Annotated in this window: 18 protein-coding genes and 1 pseudogene; 13 read left to right on the top strand and 6 right to left on the bottom strand. The window is 72.4% G+C overall.

What is annotated here, in order from left to right; all coding sequences use genetic code 11:
• Positions 1–241: 241 nt before the first annotated feature.
• The 5 genes from K3N28_RS00810 (at position 242) to K3N28_RS00790 (ending at position 4,463) form a co-directional block, all read left to right on the top strand.
• Entirely contained in the window at positions 242–1,051 is an 810-nt protein-coding gene (locus tag K3N28_RS00810; RefSeq protein ID WP_228090574.1) for an alpha/beta fold hydrolase, read from the top strand.
• Between the two features lie 119 nt (positions 1,052–1,170).
• Positions 1,171–1,959 carry a helix-turn-helix domain-containing protein gene (locus K3N28_RS00805; RefSeq protein ID WP_374209658.1) on the top strand — a complete coding sequence of 263 codons (789 nt, stop codon included), beginning with the start codon at positions 1,171–1,173 and terminating at the stop codon, positions 1,957–1,959.
• A 319-nt stretch (positions 1,960–2,278) separates the two neighbouring features.
• A complete protein-coding gene (locus K3N28_RS00800) occupies positions 2,279–3,250 on the top strand; it encodes an RNA polymerase subunit sigma-70 (RefSeq protein WP_374209637.1) in 972 nt (323 codons plus the stop codon).
• A 60-nt stretch (positions 3,251–3,310) separates the two neighbouring features.
• Positions 3,311–3,916 (top strand): maleylpyruvate isomerase family mycothiol-dependent enzyme, encoded by a 606-nt coding sequence (locus K3N28_RS00795; RefSeq protein WP_228090571.1) that lies wholly within the window; start codon positions 3,311–3,313, stop codon positions 3,914–3,916.
• A gap of 10 nt (positions 3,917–3,926) precedes the next feature.
• Entirely contained in the window at positions 3,927–4,463 is a 537-nt protein-coding gene (locus K3N28_RS00790; RefSeq protein WP_228090570.1) for a hypothetical protein, read from the top strand.
• A gap of 54 nt (positions 4,464–4,517) precedes the next feature.
• Here the strand turns inward: K3N28_RS00790 and K3N28_RS00785 are convergent, their stop codons facing one another.
• The 3 genes from K3N28_RS00785 to K3N28_RS00775 all read right to left on the bottom strand — a co-directional run bounded on the left by K3N28_RS00785 (position 4,518) and on the right by K3N28_RS00775 (position 7,898).
• Positions 4,518–5,087, bottom strand: a complete 570-nt coding sequence (locus K3N28_RS00785) for a DUF488 family protein (protein WP_374209636.1) — start codon at positions 5,085–5,087, stop codon at positions 4,518–4,520.
• A gap of 523 nt (positions 5,088–5,610) precedes the next feature.
• Positions 5,611–7,566 (bottom strand): RNA polymerase sigma factor, encoded by a 1,956-nt coding sequence (locus K3N28_RS00780; protein WP_228090568.1) that lies wholly within the window; start codon positions 7,564–7,566, stop codon positions 5,611–5,613.
• The gene (locus tag K3N28_RS00775) at positions 7,563–7,898 is read right to left on the bottom strand and encodes a YciI family protein (RefSeq protein WP_228090567.1); all 336 of its coding nucleotides are present in this window, start codon (positions 7,896–7,898) and stop codon (positions 7,563–7,565) included. The genes K3N28_RS00780 and K3N28_RS00775 overlap by 4 nt, the downstream gene beginning before the upstream one ends.
• Before the next feature lie 183 nt (positions 7,899–8,081).
• On the opposite strand from K3N28_RS00775, the gene K3N28_RS00770 reads away from it, so the two are divergent.
• The 3 genes and pseudogenes from K3N28_RS00770 to K3N28_RS23445 form a co-directional block, all read left to right on the top strand.
• A complete protein-coding gene (locus K3N28_RS00770; protein ID WP_228090566.1) occupies positions 8,082–8,759 on the top strand; it encodes a DUF998 domain-containing protein in 678 nt (225 codons plus the stop codon).
• Between the two features lie 188 nt (positions 8,760–8,947).
• Positions 8,948–9,385, top strand: coding sequence for a hypothetical protein (locus K3N28_RS00765; protein WP_228090565.1), 438 nt, complete (start codon positions 8,948–8,950; stop codon positions 9,383–9,385).
• A 35-nt stretch (positions 9,386–9,420) separates the two neighbouring features.
• Positions 9,421–9,665 (top strand): annotated as a pseudogene (locus K3N28_RS23445) (IS5/IS1182 family transposase); the annotation flags it as partial.
• A 115-nt stretch (positions 9,666–9,780) separates the two neighbouring features.
• On the opposite strand, the gene K3N28_RS00760 reads toward K3N28_RS23445, so the two are convergent.
• The 3 genes from K3N28_RS00760 to K3N28_RS00750 are packed head-to-tail and all read right to left on the bottom strand — an operon-like array spanning position 9,781 to position 13,519.
• Positions 9,781–10,638, bottom strand: coding sequence for an RICIN domain-containing protein (locus K3N28_RS00760; RefSeq protein WP_228090564.1), 858 nt, complete (start codon positions 10,636–10,638; stop codon positions 9,781–9,783).
• Between the two features lie 27 nt (positions 10,639–10,665).
• A complete protein-coding gene (locus K3N28_RS00755; RefSeq protein ID WP_228090563.1) occupies positions 10,666–13,161 on the bottom strand; it encodes a hypothetical protein in 2,496 nt (831 codons plus the stop codon).
• A 25-nt stretch (positions 13,162–13,186) separates the two neighbouring features.
• A complete protein-coding gene (locus tag K3N28_RS00750; protein ID WP_228090562.1) occupies positions 13,187–13,519 on the bottom strand; it encodes a hypothetical protein in 333 nt (110 codons plus the stop codon).
• A 327-nt stretch (positions 13,520–13,846) separates the two neighbouring features.
• Here K3N28_RS00750 and K3N28_RS00745 point away from each other — a divergent pair, with 327 nt between their 5' ends.
• The 5 genes from K3N28_RS00745 to eccCa are packed head-to-tail and all read left to right on the top strand — an operon-like array spanning position 13,847 to position 20,119.
• Positions 13,847–14,197: a hypothetical protein gene (locus K3N28_RS00745; RefSeq protein ID WP_228090561.1), complete on the top strand. Its 351-nt coding sequence runs from the start codon at positions 13,847–13,849 to the stop codon at positions 14,195–14,197.
• Positions 14,198–14,210: 13 nt separating this feature from the next.
• The gene (locus tag K3N28_RS00740) at positions 14,211–14,513 is read left to right on the top strand and encodes a WXG100 family type VII secretion target (protein ID WP_228090560.1); all 303 of its coding nucleotides are present in this window, start codon (positions 14,211–14,213) and stop codon (positions 14,511–14,513) included.
• Entirely contained in the window at positions 14,510–14,833 is a 324-nt protein-coding gene (locus K3N28_RS00735; protein WP_228090559.1) for a hypothetical protein, read from the top strand. The genes K3N28_RS00740 and K3N28_RS00735 overlap by 4 nt, the downstream gene beginning before the upstream one ends.
• A 13-nt stretch (positions 14,834–14,846) precedes the next feature.
• Positions 14,847–16,175 (top strand): type VII secretion integral membrane protein EccD, encoded by a 1,329-nt coding sequence (eccD, locus tag K3N28_RS00730; protein WP_228090558.1) that lies wholly within the window; start codon positions 14,847–14,849, stop codon positions 16,173–16,175.
• Positions 16,175–20,119: a type VII secretion protein EccCa gene (gene eccCa / locus K3N28_RS00725; RefSeq protein WP_228090557.1), complete on the top strand. Its 3,945-nt coding sequence runs from the start codon at positions 16,175–16,177 to the stop codon at positions 20,117–20,119. Before eccD ends, eccCa begins: the two co-directional genes overlap by 1 nt.
• Positions 20,120–20,268 lie beyond the last annotated feature (149 nt).

Raw genomic sequence — 20,268 nt, 5'->3', positions numbered from 1 at the left:
ACGGCCACCGGCCCCTGGGCCGAGGACCGACCGCGCCGCCGTCGCCGGGCGGACGCTCCCGCGAATGCCCGCTGACCGGCGCCGTCGCCGTCGACGGCTCAGGAGAGCGACCGGCCGACGCCCGACAGGATCGGGAACCGGTCACGGGTCACCGCGGCGTGAGGCGCGTCTGCTCCTCGACGGGCCGGCCACGGCGACATTCGTCCAAGACAGGGGGCGTCGGTCCTCGCATCATCACTGCATGAGTGAGTACGACCTTGAGTCCTCGCACGGGTTGCACGTGGCCCAGACCGGCCCGCGGCAGGCCCCGCCGCTGCTGCTCGTCCACGGATCCGGTGCCTCGGGCGCCTTCTGGGGCCCCATGGCTCCGATCCTCGCCGACCACCACCGCGTCATCCGCGTCGACCTCCCCGGCTGCGGCCAGTCCCCGCCCTCGCCGCCATACGACGTGCCCGCACAGGCGGCTCGGCTGGCGGCGATGCTCCACGACCTCGGTCTCGGTCCCGTCACCGCGGTCGGACACTCCAGCGGCGGCTACGTCGCCACCGCGCTCGCCGAACAGCGCCCCGACCTGGTGCGCGCGCTGGCGCTCATCAGCACCGGCCCCGGTCCCGACGCGTTCCTGCCGCAGCCGGTCGTCCTCCGGGCCCTGCTGGCCCCGCCGCTCGGTCCGCTGCTCTGGGCGCGGCGCTCGGACGCGATGATCCGCAGCGGGATCAGCGCGACGGCCGCCCGCCCGGTGGACCTGCCCGACGAGCTGGTCGCCGATGTACGGCGCCTCTCCTACCGCACGTTGCGGACGCTCCTGCGCCGGTTCGACGACTACCTCACCGAACGCAGCGTGCCCGAGCGTCTCGCCGCTCTCGACGTCCCGGTGCTGGTGGTCTTCGGCGCGGCCGACCCCCGGTGGGACCCCGCATCGGCGCACCGATACGACGCGGTGCCGACCGCGCGGGTCGAGCTGCTGGCGGGCGTCGGACACCTGCCCCTCCTCGAAGCCCCCGAGACGACCGGCAGACTGCTGCTCGACTTCACGGCCCCGGACCGCTGACACTCCCGCCGGCGAACCCCCGAACCTAGACTGGACACGTGCTGCCTACCGGGACATTCGACTGGGCGAACGTGGACGTGGCAGTCCCGCCCCCGGCAGTTCGGCTGCCGGGGACCGGCATGGCCGGGTTCCGCCACCGCGCACCCGCTCCCGTGGACATCGCCATGGTCGCCCACCCGTCCGTCACCCTGCTCGTCGATCTGAGCGACGGCGAGGGGCTCGTCTACGACGCACATGGCCGGCGCGAGCGCGGCAGCGTCGTCGCGGGGCTCGCTCCCGGCGACCTCCGGGTGACCGCACGGGGAGCCGGCGAATGCCTCCAGATCCGGCTGGAACCGGCCGCCGCGGCAGCCGTGTTCGGGGGCGCGTCGACCGAACTCAGCGGGACACTGGCCGACCTGGAGGAGGTGTGGGGCCGCGATGCGCGCCGGTTCCACGACCGGCTGCGCGCCGCCGCGTCGTGGGACGACCGGTTCGCGATCGCGGCGGACCTCCTCGGCCGACGGCTGAGCACCCGTCCACCGGTCGATGCGGAGGTCGCCCACGCCTGGCGGCGGACGCTCGCCGGCCGAGGGCGGGCGCGGGTCGACGGCCTGGCCGCCGAGGTCGGCTGGAGCCGCAAGCGCCTGTGGTCGCGCTTCCGCTCCCAGCTCGGCATCACCCCCAAACGCGCCGCCCGACTGGTGCGGTTCGACCACGCCGCCCACCTCCTCGCGGCAGGCCGACCCGCCGCGGAGGCCGCCGTCGAAAGCGGCTACGTCGATCAGTCGCATCTCCACCGCGAGGCCAAGGCGTTCACCGGGCTGACGCCCACCGCCGTGGCCGCAGCGCCCTGGCTCGCCATCGACGACGTCGCGTGGCCGACCGCATCGCGGAGCGCTCGTCCCAGTCGGCGAGCGGCAGCATGATCGCAAAGCGAGCGCAGGCCGACAGCGACGCGGCGACCTCGCCCGGCGCCGGCGAAGCGCGCTGGAGCGCGCCGCCCCTCTCGGGCGGCCAGCCGGACCGCCCGTCTCGCGCCACCGGCGGTGGCACCGCAACGGCCGTTGCGGGGACGCCGCTCCCGCGCCGGACCGGACTCGTCAGCCGTTGCCGGCGCCCGGAACCGGTGCGGTCGCGGACCGCGAGGGCCGGCCGGTCCGAAGCCGAGCCGGACCGGCATCCGGTTCGGGCGACCGAGGTCGCCGCATGGACGGACCCAGCGGGCACAATGGCCGCGGAGGCTGTATGGATGCAATGAACGGCACCGCCATCGCGGTCGAGGAACTCGAATCGCTTCGCGCCCCGTTGACGCGCTACTGCTACCGCCTGCTGGGATCGGCCGCGGACACCGACGACGCGGTGCAGGAGACCCTCATCCGCGCGGCCCGCAGCGCCGATCGCTATGACCCCGGCCGAGCCCGGCTGACCACCTGGGTCCACCGGATCGCCACGAACATCTGCATCGACATGCTCCGCGGCGCCCGCCGCCGGGCCCTCGCGATCGACCTCGGACCGGCCGCCGAGAGCGGCGGACTCGGTGCGCCGCTGCCGCCGGAGCGGTTCGTCGAGCCGATGCCCGACCGGCGCCTGTTCGGCACGGCGGACCCCGGCGAGGTCGTCCAGGAACGCGAGACGGTCCGCCTGGCGTTCATCGCCCTGCTGCAGCGGCTGACGCCCCGCCAGCGCGCGGCCCTGGTGCTGCGCGACGTCCTCTCGTTCTCGGCCCGCGAGACCGCCGAGATCCTCGAAACCACGGTCGCGGCGGTCAACAGCTCGCTGCAGCGCGCCCGCGCCGCCCTCGAGACCGATCGCCCCGAACCGGTCGACGTCTTCGACCCCGCCGACCCCCGGCAGCGGGAGCTGCTGCGGCGCTACGTCGCCGCCTTCGAATCGCACGACGTGGCGGGCCTGACCGCGCTGCTGCGGGAGGACGCGGCCACCTCGATGCCGCCGTTCGCCTGGTGGGTGCGCGGCGGGGCGCGGATCGCCGCGCTGATGGCCCGCAGCGAGGCGTGCGCAGGCGACCGGCTGCTCCCGACCGCCGTCAACGGCTCGGCCGGGTTCGGGCAGTACCGCCCCGACGCCGAGGGCCGCCTGGTCCCGTTCGCCCTCATCCTGGTCGAGCTGCGCGAGATGCGGGTGTCCGAGACCGTCACGTTCCTGGGCTCGGGCGGGCGGTTCGCGGAATTCGGGCTCCCCGAGCACCTCGACCGATGAGTCCGCGCCGGTCCGGTCGTACAAGCGGTGAAGCACGACCGAACAGGGAAGGACACCGGCATGGAACGCGACGATCCCCGATTCGCGGAGCAGACGCGCGCTGAGCGCGAGCGGCTCTCGGCGGTCTTCGACGACTTGGAGCCCGCGCAGTGGGCGGAGGCCTCGCTGTGCGAAGGCTGGCGCGTCCGCGAGGTACTGGCGCACATGACGATGCCGTTCCGCCTGTCCGGGCCGGGATTCCTCGGCGGGATGATGCGTGCCCGGTTCCGGTTCGACGTGTTCGCCGACCGCGACGCTCGGCGGGCGGCGTCGGCGATGACCGACCGGGAGCTGGCCGCGCTCTACCGGTCCAACATCGGGCATCCGTGGTCGCCGCCCGGGGGAGGGCGAGCCGGCGCGCTCTCGCACGAGGTCGTCCACGGGCTCGACATCACCGAGCCGTTGGGGCTGCCCGCTCCTCCGGCCGAGCGCATCGGCCTGGTCCTGAGCGCGGCGGGCCCGCGCAACCTGGCCCACTTCGGCGTCGACCTCACCGGGCGGCGACTGGTCGCCGCCGACGCGGATGCGGCAGTCGGGGACGGCGAGGAGCTGCGCCTGCCCGTCAAGGACGTGCTGCTGGTCGTGACCGGCCGCAAGACGCTCGCCGACGCGACCGAAGGAAGGTGAGGAGGGATCGATGGCCACGCCGAACCAGTTGCGGACGACGACGCTCGCGCTGCCGGAGACCGCAGAGGGCTCGCATTTCGGCATGGCGGCGTTCTCGGTGCGCGGTAGGGGGTTCGCCTCGCTCTCCGAGGACGGCCGGGTGCAGCTTCGGATGCCGCCGGAACAGGTGGAGGCCGCGCCGGCCGTGCATCCGGCCGGGGAGCGGCTGTCCCGGTCGGGAAGGACGATCGGGCTGCGGGTCCCGCTCGCGGCCCTCGACGGAAGGGCGCTGCACGCCCTGGTGCGGGCGTCCTGGCGGCACCGGGCCCCCCGACGGCTGGTCGCAGCGGTCGATCAGGCCGAGGCCGCCGCGACCGGCGAAGGGGACCTGCCGGCGGCGATCGGGCGACCGGCGACCCGGGCGCTGCACGGCGCGGGTCTGACGACCTTGGATCGCGTCGCGGCCAGATCCGAGGCCGAGCTGCTGCGGCTGCACGGTGTGGGGCCGAAGACGATCCGGGTCCTCGAACAGGTCTTGGCCGAGCAGGGAAGGTCACTGCGGGCTTAGCCGCCGGCAGCATCGGAAGGGACCGGCGGGTCGGTTCTTGCAGCGGCGGGCCTCCTACCTCACCGGGTAGGTCACGACACCGTCGTCGGTGACCGAGGGCGTTGCGCCCCACTGCCCGAGTCGGTGCGGTACCGGCTTCGCGTCGGTCATCAGATGCACGACGGTCCATCCGCGGGCCGTCAGCGTGTTCGCGATGAGCAGGCGGTGGCAGCGCCAGGGCATCGGCTCGCCGCACATGAGCACCACGTGCCGATCGGTCGCCATGCCGGTCAACCGGGCGAGACCCGCCTCGAACTCCGGCGTCAGCGTGTAGTCGGCGTAGTTCTTGAAGCTCGCATTCCGCCAACCGGCATTGCGGCCGGGGTCGACGTCCTTCTGCTTCGGGCGTCGACCGCCGAGCTCGGGCAAGTGCAGATAGTCGATCCCGGCCGCCTCCAGCCAGGACCGCATCGCGTCGGCGTCGAAGTGCGGGCTGCGACGCGATCCGGGCATCTTGCGCACGTCGACCAGCACCTCGATGTCCGCGGACTCGAGCGTGTCGAGCACGACGGAAGGCGGGCACGTCCAGTGACCGATGGTCCATACCGTCCCCGGGCCGCTCCCGGGCCGATGCTGCTCAACCATGACGTTCCCCGCTCTCGTGTTCCAGAGGCCATTCTGCGTTCGCGGAGGCGGGCGGCACTTCAGGGCCTGGCGGACGCGGCGCCGTCGCGCGGCGGTTCGAGCACTGGACCGGCGCCGGGCACCTGCCGGGTGAGCCGGGCGGCCCCCAGGCACTGGCGTTGTCGTTCACCGGTCCCGACTCCACGCCGACGCCTGCGACGACCAGCGCACCACCGCTCGGGCCGACGTCCAACGCCACGTCGAGACGCTCCTCCGCGCCGCATCCGAACCTACTCCCAGGCCGCGGGCCCCGATGGGACTCGTCGCCCTCGGCACTGGTAGACGCCCCCATCGGGCCGCGCACCCGCACCGAGCAAAACCGCGGCCGACCGGTGTCGCACCCGTTCAGCGGCGGCGCTCCAGCGCTTGAGCCGGGTCTCCCCGAAGTAGCCCGTGTGGGATTCGAACCCCCACTGCATCTAGCGGGCATGACATGCGCACATCATCGGTGAACACGACAGATCCCCTCCGCCTCTGACCGGCATCAGGCGCCGGAGAGGGCCCGCAGTGTCGCGCCGCCTGACGCCCGCTTGAACAAGAGTGCCGCTCGCGGATACGACAGTCGGCCGCGGCCGGTGTGCGGGCACAGGTCGTGCGGTCGCCGCGGTCGGCCGGGGCCCGGCCGTCGGTCGGCGAGGAAGACCGGACCGCGCACACGGCCTGCGATCAGCTCGGCCAGGAGCTCGGAGGTCCCCCCAGACCACGTGATCGCGTCCTGCCCTGCGCGTCGCGCCTCCAGGTCGAGGTCGTCGACGTCGAGCGCGAGCACCTCAGCGGCCGACGCCCCGCTCTCGTGCAGGAGGCGCCAGAAGACCCGCTCGCGCAGCGCGGTGGCCTCTCGTTCGACGAGTTCGGTCACCTGGTCCGGCGACAGTGGACGCACCCGTCCGCGTGGGGCCCAGCGCCGGTCGAGGAACCGGTCGAGCGGACCGGTGCCGGCCCACGCGGCGAAGGCGCGCACGGCCGCCCGGTGCCGGTTCCATGTGGCCGGAGCGGCCCGCGGCCACGTCTCGGCGAAGACGCCGGCGACCGCCTCGGGCGACAGTTCGGTCAACGGCAGGTCGTCGCCGAGCGCGCGGCGCAGCCGGCCGAGGGTCTGGCCGTAGGATCGCGCGGTTCCCGGGCGCAGATCGGGCCGGTCGAGGAAGCGCTCGGCCGCGGCGCCCAGCGACGGCCCCTCGTACGACGCGGCGCGCGGCAGCTCGGCCGCTCGGCGCAGCCAGACGTCGCGTTCCGGAGTGCTGGCGGTCAGGCCCGCGGCCCGCTCGAACTCCCTGCGGGCTTCGGTCACCCGCCCGAGTCGGGCGAGCAGGTCGCCCCGAGTGCCGAACAGCAGCGGATACCGGGCGAGCGCAGGCTCGGACAGCAGGGGCTCGGTGAGCCGCAGACCCTCCTCGCTCCCGCGCGCCCTCGCCACGGCGACGGCGCGGTTGAGCGCCACCACCGGCGAAGGGGCCGCCCGTATCAGCAGTTCGTAGAGTGCGGCGATCTGTCCCCAGTCGGTGTCGGCGTCCGACCGGGCCCGGGCGTGGCAGGCCGCGATGGCGGCCTGGAGCACGTACGGCCCCGCGGGAGCACCGGTCTGCCGGGCGCGCACGAGCGCCGTGAATCCGGCGCGGATCCGGTCGGCGTTCCATCGCGAGCGGTCCTGGTCCTGGAGCAGGACCGGCGCGCCGTCCGGACCGACGCGGGCGTCGCGGCGGCTGTGCTGCAGCTCCATGAGCGCGAGCAGCCCGTGGGCCTCGGCCGAGTCGGGGGCCATGCCCGCGAGCATCCGTGCCAGGCGTACGGCCTCATCGCAGAGCGCGGGGCGGAGCCAGTCGTCGCCGCCGGTCGCGGCGTAGCCCTCGTTGAAGACGAGGTAGAGCACGTCCATCACGGAGGCCAGTCGGGCCGTCCGCTCCGGCCCTGCGGGGACCTCGAACGGGACACGGTTCGCGGCGAGCGCCCGTTTGGCGCGGACGATCCGCTGCGCCACCGTCGACTCGGCGACCAGGAACGCGCGGGCGATCTCGTCGGTCCGCAGCCCGGCGACGACCCGGAGGGTCAGCGCCACTCGCGATTCGGGGGCGAGCACGGGATGACAGGAGACGACCATGAGCCGCAGTACGTCGTCGTCGAGGGTGTCGGAGTCGGGGAGGTCGATCTCCTCGGGGTCGCCGGTCCGCAGGGCGTGGGCGATCTCGGCGTGGCCGCGCTCGCGACGCTCGATCTTGCGGAGGGCGTCGATCGCGCGGCGGCGGGCCACGGTGGTGAGCCAGGCTCCCGGGTTGTCCGGCACACCGCTTTCCGGCCACTGCTCCAAGGCCGCGACGAGCGCGTCCTGCGCCAGTTCTTCGGCCAGGCCGACGTCGCCCGCGAGGAGGCGCGCGAGGCCGGCGACGATTCGCGCCGACTCTCGGCGCCAGATCTCGCCTGCGATGTCCGCCGCGCCGGTCATGCGTCGACGGGACCGAAGACCTGCTGCACCGTGGACGTGCCGCCGCCGAAGATCTCGACGAAGCGCCTGCTCACGTCGATGGCCTCCTCCCGGGAGTCCACCTCGACCAGCGCGAAGCTGACGATCGCCTCCTTGGTCTCGGCGAAGGGGCCGTCGGTGAGGGTGAGCGAGCCGCCGGCGCTCACGACGCGGGTGCCCGCGTCGAGTCCCCCGGTGGCGACCAGCACGCCCGTGTCGCTCAGCTCCTTGATGAACGCCATCAGCTCGGCGTGCATCGCCTCGTCCACGTCGGCACCGGTGCCGTCGTCCCGTGTGGTCAGCAAGAACTGCATTGGACCTCCTCAGATCCGCTTCGGGTCAGCACCTCGTGTGGCGCCGCCGCAACAGCGCACCGATGTGACAGGGAACGCGTGATTTCGCCGATCAGCGTACATGACGGCGGCGCTGTCGAATTCCGGCCGATTCAGGCGACGCATCAGTGACAAGCGAATCCCTTCACTGAAAGAGGAACGACGATGACCGCCACCGCCGCTCACCACATCGAGGTCCACCGCACCGCCGCTGACGGCGAGGGCCACAGCGCCGGCACTCGCCGGATGCTCGCGAGCCTCATCGCGGGAACCGCCGTCTTCGGCGTCGTCTCGCTCACGCAGGCCGTCACCCGCGAGGGCTTCGACCTGACCCGCCACCCGCTGAGCCTGCTCTCCAACGGCGATCTGGGGTGGATCCAGATCACCAACTTCATCGTCTCGGGACTGCTCTTGACACTGGGCGGGGTGGGACTTCGCCGAGCCCTTCGCGGCACTCCCGGAGGTGCGTGGGGACCCCGACTGGTCCTCGCCTACGGCATCGGGATCCTCCTGTGCGGACCGTTCGTCCTGCAAGGCGGCGGCGGTTTTCCGGCCGACGCGTCCGAGGCCTCCGGCATGACACTCGGCTCCGTCCTCCACCTCGCCGTCGGCACGATCGCATTCATCGCCTTGATCGCCGCCTGCTACGTGATGGGCCGCCACTACGCCCGGACCGGTCGGCGCGGAATGGCGTTGAGCTCACGGATCGCCGCCACCGTCTTCCTCGCCGGGGACCTCTACTCCTCGGCACAGGGGCCCGCGGGTTCGCTCGTCCTCGCCTTCACCTGCCTGACCGCGATGACCTGGCTGGCGATCGTCGCCGCCGACGCACGGCGCGGCTGATCAGTGCCCCGCCCGTCCGCATCGGCGAGGATGCGGCCGACCCTGTCCGGGCCGACTTCCGGGCAGGCACGGGACGACGAGGAAATGATGCGCTCGAGGAGAGGACCGCGCGGTCCTCTCCTCAAGCGTGTGCAGGGACCGGCATCCTTCGCACGGCGGGTCGGGTCCGCCTCCAGTACGGTCGGCTCATGACTGATCCCTTCAGTGCCGCTGTGCACGTCGTCGCCGCGTTCGTCGCGCTGGCCGCCGCCGTCTTCGCGGGGTGGTCGGCCCGGGGCGCGAGGAAGGCCGCCGAGGCGGCACTGGACGGCAAGAGCCGCGACGTACGGGTCGGGCCTTGGAAGGTGTGCTACGTGGACGGCATCACATGGCGGTTCCAGAACCTCGGGGACGAGAACTACTGCGCGTTGACGGTGTACGCATGGCGATCCGGCGACGACTTCATCGATGTCGAGGAGGCCCCGCACACCGAGCCCGAAGACCTCATCGAACCCGGTCACGGACGCGAGCTCGACCTGTCCGACGAACTGGCGGACGGGGGCACTTACTTCATCGCGACCTGGGCGACCCATCCGGAATCGACCGAACTGGCCGGCAGGTACGGCTTCCGGCTGCCGATGGGCTAGAGCCTGGCCTGTGAACGGTTGTGGCTGAGGCACAACCGTGGCACGAGCGGCCGCGGCGGTGGACCGCCGAGGGGACTCGGAACAAGGTCTTCGCCGCCGCGCAGGTCAAGGACGACGGCATCCTTCGGGGAGTGGACGATCAGTCTCGACTCCTCGATCGTGCGGGTCCACCAGCACGCCGCCGGCGCCCGCAAAACGAGCCCTCGCGCCCGTAGCCGGTGAAGCACTGGGGCGTTCACGGGGCGGGTGGTCGACCAAGACCCACCTCGCCATCGACGGGTGAGACCGGCCGCCGGCCTCCCGCGGGACTCGGTGCCCTCGTTCTCGGCATGACCGTCGCCGAGGCGATATGGGCCTGAGCGCCCAGGGCGGGCGCTCGCTGGTCCCGGAATCCGCTAACCGATGCTCCAACGCTGCTTCGGGTCGCCGGCGTCGCAGTTCCGGGTGGCGACGGCCCGACCCTCCTCGGACGGCTGGTCCTTGAGCTGGCCCAGGCACAGGTCGTCGCCCGAGACGGTGCGGATCAGGAAGACGCCGCCGCTGACCGGCTCCAGCTTGAACTGCTGCGTGTCGGCCCACGCGCAGCTCTTGGCCGACAGGAGGAGCCCGGTCTCGTCGCCCTCGTAGTCGACGCCCAGGCAGTCGGTGTCCTCGTCGAAGTGCATCTCGACGATGTACACACCCTCCTCTTCGGCCGCGTCCTCGGCCTCCCATTGCAGATCGGGATACGCCTCGGCGCAGTCGCCGAGCACGGTCACGGTCCGCTCTTCATACCCCGGCTCGGGCCCCTGGGTCAGGCATAGGCCGCTGGCCTCCTGGCGAGCCTGGTAGAAGCCGGTGTCAGGCATGGCCGACAGGCCTCCCGAATCAGTCTCGGCCTGCTCCGTGGCCCCCTCATCGGCCTCCTTCTCGTCGTCGGTCGTCTCCTGGGGCGGGGGATCGGCGTGGTCGTCGGGTTCGGGCGACGCCGATGCGCTCGGGGACGCCGAGGGCGAGGGCGAGGCCGACGGGCTGGGCGACTCGGTGGCGGCGGGCTCGTCTTCGGCGGCGGCCTCGGGATCGTCGCCGCCGCCGGCGGACATCACCGCCCAGATGACGGCCACGATCAGCACCAGCGCGGCGGCGGCGGCGACGCCTGCCATCGACCGGTTGGCGCCCAGGCCTGCACGCGCCTTCTCCCAGAGTTCGCTCATGCCGGCGGGCAGGTCCCGCGGGGCCGAGTGCTTCGGGCCGCCTGGCTCCTCGTTCTGCAACGTGCTTTCTCCTGATCGGATAGGGGTCTACTTGCTCTCGCGCCGTGCGAAGAATTCCCGGACGAACTCGTCGAGGTTCGCGCCGGCGTCGTCGTAGCAGGACTCGGCCAGGACTTCTTCGAGGAACTGCCGCGCCTCGCGGTTCTGCATGTTCCCCTGCTGCTCCGGATCGCCCTGCGACGGCGGGATATCGGCGCCGAGGAGCTGTTCCGCCGGCAGCAGCACGGTGTTGCCGGCGTCGTCGGTCGTGACCAGCCGCGAGTCGACCGCTTCGACGTCGCGGATGTCGATGCCGGACTCGGGGTCCTTGAGCAGCGCGTCCACAAGCGAGTGGGCGGCGCCGAGCTTGACGCTCTCGAGGTCGAGACCGAAGCCGGGGTCCTCGATGGCGGGCGTCCGACCGCTGCCCCAGACCCAGCCTTCGGCCTGCATGGCCCCCGGCGCCCACTTCGGCGCTTCGAGCAGCTCTTTCATGAAGATGCGGCCGGCATCGCCGAGCTGCCGGACGACCGGCAGCTCGGAGATGAGCTCCTTGACGGCGGCGGCGCCGGCGCGGAACCAGGCGGCTTGCTGGGTGTTGTGCGCGGTCACGCCCTCGGCGTCAGTGGTCGCGTCTTCCATCATCCGCGTGAGCCCGGTGTCGAGCAGCCTGGCCAGCATGCCCCCGTTCGCTCCATGGGTCTCGGCCTCGGGCAGGCCCTCCCACAGGTGCGCCTCGCCGGCCGAGGCGATCATTCTGGCGTAGGCCGCCGTGCCGAGGAGGTCGGCGGCGCCCTTGTCTCCCATGGCCAGTTCGAAGAAGTTCTCTCGCGTCTGCAGGTTGAGGTACATGTCGGAGGCGCGGGGGTCGACGGACAAGGCGAGCCGGTTCGGGCCGCCGGTGTTGGAGTCGTCGAAGTAGTCGAGATAGGACACGGCCGTGCGCGCCATCGCCTGTGCGATGTGCGGGTTGGCCACGCCGACCGGCGCGGCCTCGAACGGCCCGATCGCGCCGAAGCCGTCGGTGAGCACGCCGTAGGTCGTCGCCGCGCCCCACCGGCCGTTGACGTCCTCATTGGTGGAGACGGTGAACAGCGTGTAGGCCGATTCGGTGGCCAGGTCCCGGTACTGCTCCGGCAGATTCGGGTCGCTGATCCAGTTGACGAGTCCGGCGGCCGCCATCCCGTCGTCGTGCCAGTCGTGGCCGAAGAGGCTGCGCACGAGGAACTCGGGCGTGTCGGAGCCGTAGTCGGGGTGGACGGTCCGGCCCGTCAGCAGTTGGCCGTTGACCTCGGTGTGGCGGGTGGCGACACCGAGCAGCTCGGTCCTGGCCCCCTCCTCGAAGCCGTTCAGTCCGAGGAGGAACTCGTCGACCGGCGCTCCGGCGCGAACGAGCTCGGGGATCGAGTTGGCGTCGGCGACCGACATGGTCAGCGCCGCCGACAGTTCCTCGCCCCCTTGGAGCCGCTCGAGCCCGACGCCTTGGTGTCCGGTGGCGCCGAGCATCGCACCCAGCGCGTTGAGCTGGTTCGCGGAGTCCTGCGCGGGCGTGCCCCCGCCGCCGAAGTAGCGTCCGATCAGTCCCTGCACGGTGCCGGGGAGTCGGTTGCTCCCGCCCCCGAGCCGGTGATCCGACAGGGCGAGCAGGCCGCCGCCGACCGCGCCGAGCATCAGCGACTGGTCGCCGGCCGACAGTCCGGAGTTCCCGATGATCTCCGGCAGGTGGTACAGCATGTTCGTGTCGATCGGCAGGTTCGCGTTCCAGGGTCGGTCCAGGCCGCGGAAGAACTGCTCGAGGTAGGCGAGCTGGTCGGCGCTGAGCGCGCCGAGGGCTCCCGACTGGAGGTTCTGGGCGTGCTGGGCCAGCGAGCGCATGACGTCGAACAGCGCGGGCGGCAGGGGAGTGCCGTTCGCGAAATGGCCGAGGATCATGTCGGCCAGCGCCGCGCCCTCGGCTCCGGTGACGGGCGGTGGCCCGGCGGCGGTGCCGAAGACGTTGAACGCCAGCCAGCTGGCCCCGCCCGCGCCCGCGGCGAGGGCCTGGAGGTTGGCCGGGGTCGGTCCTCCGGTGAGCATGCCGCCCGCCGTGGCCGCGTTCGCCTTCAGCAGCTCGTACGCCTCGTTGGCGCGGGCGTTCATCTCGGCGAGCTTGGCCTGGCCGGCGGCGGCGATGGCGGCCGGGTCCGGGCCGGCGCCGAAGTCGGCGGCGACCGCGGCGGCCCACTCGGCCTCGAGCGCCGCGATCGTCTCCTTGAAGGTCGTGACGTCGGTGGCCCACCGCTCGGTGACGGTGGAGCCCCACACGGCTCCCTGCATCGCGATCTCGCTGGCGGCGAGGGACTCCTGGCCGTTGCGCTTGAGGGGCTCGGCGACGAGCTCACTGAAGTCCACCGCGGTGGTGTTCATCTGCTCCATGACGGCGGTGCCCTGGCCGATGATGCGGCCCGAGTGCGCCACGAGCGTCCGGGCGTGCTCTTGGAGCGCGGCCTCGTCCGCGGTGGTGGTGGGCGGGTCGAAGCTGCCGATGGTGGGGATGCTGGGCATGTCGTCGGTCTCCTCTGGGGCCGTGTCAGTTCATCGCGATGGCGGGCGGGGCGACGTCGGGGGCGTCGACCGCTTGGAGCGCGGCGTTCTCGGCGTCGACGCCGACGCCATCGGCGACCGTGATGAGGGTCGTGCCGCCGACACTGGCGCCGTGCGCGGCCGTCCGGGCGAGGTCGGTCGACCAGGTTGCGCCGAACTCCTCGTAGCCGCCGATCACCTCCGGTTCGCCGGCCGCGGCGATACAGCCCTCCACAATTGACATCAGTTCGCCTTGGAGCGAACCGAAGCTCTCGGCCAGCGTCATGATCTGCTCACCATTCGCATTGGCGGAATCAGGGTTCATTCCGAGGAAGTCCATCGGTCCTCCATTGGGGGTGGCGTCGCTGAGAATCGAGACTACGGAGAGGGTAATCCAAGCTAGGTGAGCAATTGTGGAATTTTAGGTTAACCTCAGTGGATTTCGAGAGAATGGTGCTGCTGTTTCTCTTGTGACTCAAGCGTTTTTCCTGGGACCGGTCCCGATGGCAGCATGGGACCGGTCCCGGCGACATTGCAATGACGGTACTCCTGACATTGCGGGACCGGTCCCGATCGGCGTCGTTATGAATTGTTCACCGAGACGTCGATAGAGCCTTTTCGACCGCCTGCTAAATTCCCCGTAATTCCCTTCTGAAGGAGGACAACCATGCCTGGAAGCGCGAATGAATTCGGGCTCACAGTCGCCAATGCGCTGAACGTCAGCGCCAATAGCCACCAGGTTTCGGTCGACGAGCTCTTCGGGCAGCTGCGCTCGCTCATCGGCGAAATGGAGCGCGACGTCCTGGCCCAGAGCGGCGCGGCGCTCCACCAGTTCCAGCTCGCCAAGGCCGACTTCATCGCCGCCTACAACGCGCTCGCCGACAAGTACGGCGTCAGCGCGATGGCGCAGGATCAGACCAACACCGACGGCGTCACCGTCGACGACCAGAACCACGGCGAGTACGCCGGCGCCCACGGCGCCATGACGCCCATCAAGCCGATCTCCATCACCGTCTAGGAAGGACCGCGTCATGCCCGCCTCTCCCTACGAGTTGCACGGCAACGTCTCCGAACTCCAGGGCCTCGCCCAGGTGCAGCACACCTACCGCGGCCGCTTCGAGGGCATCCTGGGCCAGCTCCAGAGCGCCGTCTCGACGGTCAAGGGCCAGTGGGTCGGCGCCGGCACCGAGGGCTTCGCGAAGTTCAACACCGACACCGAGGGCGAGTTCACCGCCCTCCAGACCGCCTTCAACCGCCTCGCCACGGCCACCGACACCTCGGCGAGCAACTGGCAGGCCGGCATCACCCGCATCACCAACCGGTGGGGCGGGTGACCGACCGCACCGAGGCCGAGCGGCGCGACGAGTCCGGCATGGACGTCGCGCCGCTGGTCATGCGACGCACCGGCCAAGGCGAGCGTTACGTGCTCCAGGCCGCCGCCCTGCGCCGCAGGCAGCTTCGCGCGGCGGTCCTCCACGGTTCGGCGCGCAGCTGGCGCCAGCGCCAGTCGCTCTGGCCGGCCGCGCTCATCGGAGCGATCGCGGTGGCGCTCATCGTCGCGGTGATCGCCGTGTCCGGCGCCTTCGAGCGGCAGCGCCAGCAAGAGGCCGAAGAACAGGGCGCCCCCGCGTTCTCCTCACCGTTCCAAGATTGAGACAAGGTCCACAGTGCCCGGTCAATACAGCACCGTCACCGTCGTCGGACCCGAGACCACCCGCGATCTCGCCCTGCCCGACGACCTGCCCGTAGCCGAACTGCTGCCCGAGATGCTGCGCCACACCGGCGGCGACACCGACGGCACCGCGGTGAGCTGGGCCGTGAGCACCCCCGAAGGCGCCACCTTCGAGCCCTCGGAGACATTGCGCGACAAGACCGTCGCCGACGGCTCGATGCTGCTGGTCCACGACGCGACCGCTGCCGCTCTGCCCGAGACCGTCGAGGACGTGCGCGACGGCGTCGAGGACGCCGTCGACGAGACCGGCATCCGCTGGGAACCCGGCACCGGCCGCCTGGTCGCCGTCGCCACGGCCGGCCTGCTGGTGGCCGCCGCGGCGTTCAGCCCCGGCGTCGACGGCTCGATTCTGCTCACCGGCGGCTTGGTCGCCGTCCTGGCCGTCCTCATGTCCTGGTGGTCGACCCGCCAACACGCCCTGATGACCCACCTCGCGCTCATCGGCGGCTGCCTGTGGGCCGGAAGGGTCGGGTTCGTCATGACCGACACGTTCGCGCCCGACGGTCGAGCCGCACGCCCCACGCAACTGCTCGGCGCGCTGCTTGCGGCGCTGCTCCTGGTGATCGTGGCCCGCGCGGGCGCCAGGCTCGCGACCTCCTACGCCGTCGGCCTGGGCATCGCGGTCGCCCTCGGCGCCGGCGCCTGGACCTTGTGGGCCCATGCGGGCCTCGCGCCGACCCGAGTCGCCGTGCTCGTGGTCCTCGCCGCGCTGTTCTCCTTCGCCCTGGCCCCGCGCGCGTCCATGTTCTCCGCCGGCCTGTTCACCCTCGATCGCGAGGTCCGCGGAGGCGAGCCCACCACCGACGCCCGCCTGCGCGACCGTCTGGGCCGCACCGATTCGCGGATCACCGGTGCGATCTGGGGTCTCACCGCCACCGCCGCGGCCGCCGGAGCGCTGCTGGCGGCCCAGGACGCCTTCTGGGCACAGCTGATGGGCACCGGCACCGCGCTCGCGCTGCTCACCCGCTCGCGGATCTTCGAACTCGTCCGCCACGTCGCGCCCCTGCGCCTGGCCGGCATGGCCGCCGGCGCCTGGGCGGCCTGGAACTGGATCGAACCGAGCGAACCGCTGCGCCAGTGGCTTCCCGCGCTGGCCGTCCTTTCGGGAATGGCCTATGTGTCCGTCGCCTCGATCTCCCGCTCCCAGGTCTCCGCCGCCTGGTGGAGGCGCGTGGTCGGCATCGCCGAGATCCTCCTCGTCGCGGGCCTGACGGCCCTCGCCGGCGAGCTCCTCGGCCTCTACGCGGCCGTGGCGGGCGCCTGATGGGCACCGAGGTCGTCCGCCGGCCGGCGCGCCGGCCGCTCCCCGCGATCGCCACCGAGCCGATCACCCTGGCCGCCCCTCCCGTCATCGGCGACGGACCGCCGCCGGTCATGGGCGCGCCGATGCTCATGATGCCGATCATGTCCGGCGGCGGCGCGATGGTCATGGTCCTGTCGAACCTCTCTCGCCCCCTGTACGCCACCGCGGGGCTGCTGATGCTGGTCGCGAGCGTCGCCATGGGCGTCGTCCTGTTCATCGCCCTGCGCTCGGGGCCGCGCCGCAAGCTCCGCCAGGAACGCGAGCGCTACCAGGACTACCTCGAAGACGCCCGGCACACCATCCGCGAGGCGGTCCGCGCGCAGCGCGACTTCAACGCCGCCCGCCACCCGCACCCGGGTCTCCTGCTCGGCATCGCCTGCGATCCGGCCCGCCGCTGGGAGCGCCGCGCCACCGACGCCGACCTGCTCACCGTGCGCTGCGGCCTGGCGGAAACCCCGTTGAGCCGGCCCCTGTCGCTCCAGCTCGACCCCAACCCGCTGGCCGTGTACGACCCGGTGTGCCAGTCCGGCGCCGAAGAACTCGTCGAACGCTATGCCACCCTCGGCGACCAGCCGCTGACCGTCCCGATCGGGCGGATCGGCGAGCTGTCCGTCGTCGGCGACTACGGCGAGGCCCGCCGGACCGCCCAGACCCTCCTCGCCCAACTGGCCGCACTCGTCGCCCCCGAAGACCTCCAGATCGCCGTCGTCGCCGCCCCCGGCGTCGCCGCCCACTGGAGCGGCCTCGCCTGGCTGCCCCACCTGCTCGCCGACGGCCACAACCCCGACCTGCCGGTCCCGCTCATCTGCCCGAGCACCGCCGAACTCGCCGAACTGCTCTCCGGCGACCTCGCCGTGCGCGCCGCCGAGCTCCGCCGCCGCCGCGGCGCCCCGCCCGGCCCCGGCGCCCGCCGCCTGTTCGTCATCGTCGACGGCGAACAGCAGGTCGCCCTGCCGAGCCTGGTCCCCGACGTCGATCCCGCGCTCCTCGGCGTCCACCTCTGCACCCTCGTGGCCGAGCAGCGCCAAGAGCCCGAGCACACCGCCGCCCGCATCACCGTCGACGGCCCCGAGATCACCGTGACCACCATCGATCGGAGCGAAGGCCACGCGGCCGAGTCGAGCCGAACCGGGCGCGCCGACCGTATCGACGCCGCCGAGCTGGTCGCGATCGCCCGCGCCCTCAGCCCGCACCGCCTGGCCCCGGACGACGCCTCGCACGCCCTCAGCGGCGTCCACGGCCTGACCGACATCCTCGGCGTCGCCGACCCGGCCGACATCGACTGGCACGCCGCCTGGGCGCCCCGCCCCGAATCCGAGCTGCTGCGCGTGCCCTTCGCCGTCGACGCCGAAGGCCAGACCGTCGAACTCGACCTCAAGGAGTCGGCGCTCGGCGGCATGGGGCCCCACGGACTCATCGTCGGCGCCACCGGCTCGGGCAAGTCCGAGACCCTGCGCACCCTCGTCGCCGCCCTCGCCGTCCGCCACCTCCCCGAGCGGCTCGCCCTGCTCACCGTGGACTTCAAGGGCGGGGCGACGTTCGCCGAATGCGACGCCCTGCCGCACGTGGCCGGCTCGATCACCAACCTCGCCGACGACCTCAGCCTCGTCGACCGCTTCGCCGAGGCGCTCTACGGCGAGATGGCGCGCCGCCAGCAGCTCCTCAAGGACGCAGGGAACCTGCCCAACGTCCACACCTACGCCCAACTGCGGCAGGGCGATCCAGCACTCGAACCGCTCCCGCACCTGCTGGTCATCATCGACGAGTTCTCGGAGCTGCTCACCGCCAAGCCCGACTTCGCCGAGCTGTTCGTCGCCGTGGGCCGCATCGGCCGCTCCATCGGCGTGCACCTGCTGCTGGCCACCCAGCGCCTCGAGGCGCAGCACCTGCGCGGCCTCGAATCGCACCTGTCCTACCGGATCGGGCTGCGCACCTTCTCCGAAGGGGAGAGCCGCGAGGCGATCGGCGTGCCCGACGCCTACCAGCTTCCGCCCGAACCCGGCTCCGGCTACCTCAAAGTGGACACCACGATCTTCACGAGGTTCAAGGCCGCCATGGTCTCCGGTCGCTACACGCCGCCGCGCGAGACCGAGGAACGCCGCCTCCCGGTCCTGCCCTGGCCCCTGCCGCCCACCGTACCGACCCTCGCGCTCGACGCGCTCACATCACCGACCGCCGAGGGGCCCGACACCGAACGCAGCGTCCTGCGCGTCCTGGTCCAGAGCCTCGCGAGCGCCGACGTCGAACCGGTCCGGCCCGTCTGGCTTCCGCCCCTGCCGGACGCCCTGCCACTGTCGGCCGTGCCCGGCGCCATCGACGCCGCAAAGCCCGGCGGGGTCGTCAGCGCCGTGCTCGGCCTGCGCGACAAGCCCCGCGAGCAGTACCAGGGACCGCTCGAATGGGAGCTGTCGGGCGCCGACGCCAACCTCATGGTCGTCGGGGCCCCCGCCTCCGGCAAGTCCACACTGGTGCGCACGCTCGTCGCCGGTCTCGCCCTGCGCTATCCGCCCTCGGCCGTCGTCTGCTACGTCATCGACTACGGCGGCGGCGCCCTGTCGAGCCTCGCCGAGCTGCCCCAGGTGGCCGTCGCCGCCGGCCGGGCGGACCCCGAACTCGTCGGACGCACCCTCGCCGAGGTCAAGAACCTTCTGGACGCCCGCGAAGCGGCCATGCGCGGGGGCGGGATCGACTCCGCGGCGGGACTGCGCCGCGCCGCCGCGGCCGGCAGGGTCGCCATCCCCGGCGACGTCGTCCTCGCCATCGACGGCTGGGGCGCGCTCACCGAGGCCGACGACGAGGCGGGCGACATCGTCGGCGAGATCGCCGCTCGCGGACCGGCCCTCGGCGTCCACGTCGTCCTCACCGCCGTCAACTCCACCCAGGTGCGCGCCCGGCTCGCCGCCGCCTTCTCCGGACGCATCGAACTGCGGCTGGCGGACGCCTACGACTCCGGCATCGACCGCAAGATGATCGAGCAGCTGCCCAAGGATGTCCCCGGACGAGTCGTGCTGTCCGACAAGCTTTTCGGCCACATCGCCCTGCCGCGCATCGACGAGGGGACCGGCACCGACGACCTCGCCGCCGGCTTCGCCGGGCTCGCCAAGACCGTCTCGGCCCGCTGGCCCGGACCCCGCGTCGCCCCGGTCAAGGCCCTCCCGGCCCAGGTCCGGCTGCGCGATCTCGTCCCCGACGTCCCCGCGACGTCGGGCGATCCGTACGCCCTCGCGCCCGTTGTCGGCGTCGCCGAGAGCGACCTCGGCCCCGCCGCCGTCGACTTCACCGCCGATCCGCACCTGATCGTCTTCGGCGACACTCAGACCGGCAAGTCGACCGTCCTGCGCACGATCATGCGGCAGATCGTCCGCAGGCCCGCCACCGAGACCGGCGTCTTCCTGGTCGACTACCGCCGCACCCACCTCGAGGCCGTCCCCGAGGACCACCTCGTCACCTACTGCAACACCGCCGCGCACGCCGCCCAGAACGCCGCCGAACTCGCCACCGCGCTGCGGCAGCGCCTGCCCGGCGCCGACGTGACGCCGCGTCAGCTGCGCGAGCGCTCCTGGTGGACCGGCCCGGAGATCTTCGTCGTCGTCGACGACTACGACATCGTCGCCGGCTCCGCCGCGGGCAACCCCCTGGCGCCCCTGGCCGAACTCGTGCCTCAGGGCCTCGACCTCGGGTTCCACCTCGTCATCGCCCGCCGAACCGGCGGCGCCAGCCGCGCCCTGTACGAGCCGCTGCTGCGCCAGGTCGCCGACATGTCCAGCCCCGGGCTGCTCTTTTCCGGCGACCGCCTCGAGGGCCGCCTCGTCAATGGCGCCGCCAGCCGCCAACTGCCCGTCGGCCGGGCGCTGCTCGCCCGGCGTGGACAGGCTCCGGATCTCGTCCAGGTGGCCCAGAGCTGAACGCTGGAATCGCTCACGTCGGCTTCCGGCGGGCAATACGCAGCGGCGGACCCGCACGTTCGAAGGGCTGCTGGGCGACGAATGCGGAAGACCAGCGGGGACGGAGCCGAGCCCGATCCGACGCGGCGTCCATCCGGGGGTTCGGGTTC

Source organism: Glycomyces sp. TRM65418 (assembly GCF_019710475.1).
In the GTDB taxonomy this organism is placed as follows: domain Bacteria; phylum Actinomycetota; class Actinomycetes; order Mycobacteriales; family Micromonosporaceae; genus Glycomyces.
This window is presented reverse-complemented; position numbering and strand designations above follow the sequence as displayed.

Excerpts from the sequence above, each read along its gene's own strand:
- K3N28_RS00800 (WP_374209637.1), top strand. The coding sequence starts at position 2,279 with ATGGATGCAATGAACGGCACCGCCATCGCGGTCGAGGAACTCGAATCG.
- K3N28_RS00785 (WP_374209636.1), bottom strand. The coding sequence starts at position 5,087 with ATGGTTGAGCAGCATCGGCCCGGGAGCGGCCCGGGGACGGTATGGACC.
- K3N28_RS00740 (WP_228090560.1), top strand. The coding sequence starts at position 14,211 with ATGCCCGCCTCTCCCTACGAGTTGCACGGCAACGTCTCCGAACTCCAG.
- K3N28_RS00775 (WP_228090567.1), bottom strand. The coding sequence starts at position 7,898 with ATGCAGTTCTTGCTGACCACACGGGACGACGGCACCGGTGCCGACGTG.
- K3N28_RS00765 (WP_228090565.1), top strand. The coding sequence starts at position 8,948 with ATGACTGATCCCTTCAGTGCCGCTGTGCACGTCGTCGCCGCGTTCGTC.
- K3N28_RS00770 (WP_228090566.1), top strand. The coding sequence starts at position 8,082 with ATGACCGCCACCGCCGCTCACCACATCGAGGTCCACCGCACCGCCGCT.
- K3N28_RS00745 (WP_228090561.1), top strand. The coding sequence starts at position 13,847 with ATGCCTGGAAGCGCGAATGAATTCGGGCTCACAGTCGCCAATGCGCTG.
- K3N28_RS00755 (WP_228090563.1), bottom strand. The coding sequence starts at position 13,161 with ATGCCCAGCATCCCCACCATCGGCAGCTTCGACCCGCCCACCACCACC.
- eccCa (WP_228090557.1), top strand. The coding sequence starts at position 16,175 with ATGGGCACCGAGGTCGTCCGCCGGCCGGCGCGCCGGCCGCTCCCCGCG.
- K3N28_RS00810 (WP_228090574.1), top strand. The coding sequence starts at position 242 with ATGAGTGAGTACGACCTTGAGTCCTCGCACGGGTTGCACGTGGCCCAG.
- K3N28_RS00750 (WP_228090562.1), bottom strand. The coding sequence starts at position 13,519 with ATGGACTTCCTCGGAATGAACCCTGATTCCGCCAATGCGAATGGTGAG.
- K3N28_RS00795 (WP_228090571.1), top strand. The coding sequence starts at position 3,311 with ATGGAACGCGACGATCCCCGATTCGCGGAGCAGACGCGCGCTGAGCGC.
- K3N28_RS00790 (WP_228090570.1), top strand. The coding sequence starts at position 3,927 with ATGGCCACGCCGAACCAGTTGCGGACGACGACGCTCGCGCTGCCGGAG.
- K3N28_RS00805 (WP_374209658.1), top strand. The coding sequence starts at position 1,171 with ATGGCCGGGTTCCGCCACCGCGCACCCGCTCCCGTGGACATCGCCATG.
- K3N28_RS00780 (WP_228090568.1), bottom strand. The coding sequence starts at position 7,566 with ATGACCGGCGCGGCGGACATCGCAGGCGAGATCTGGCGCCGAGAGTCG.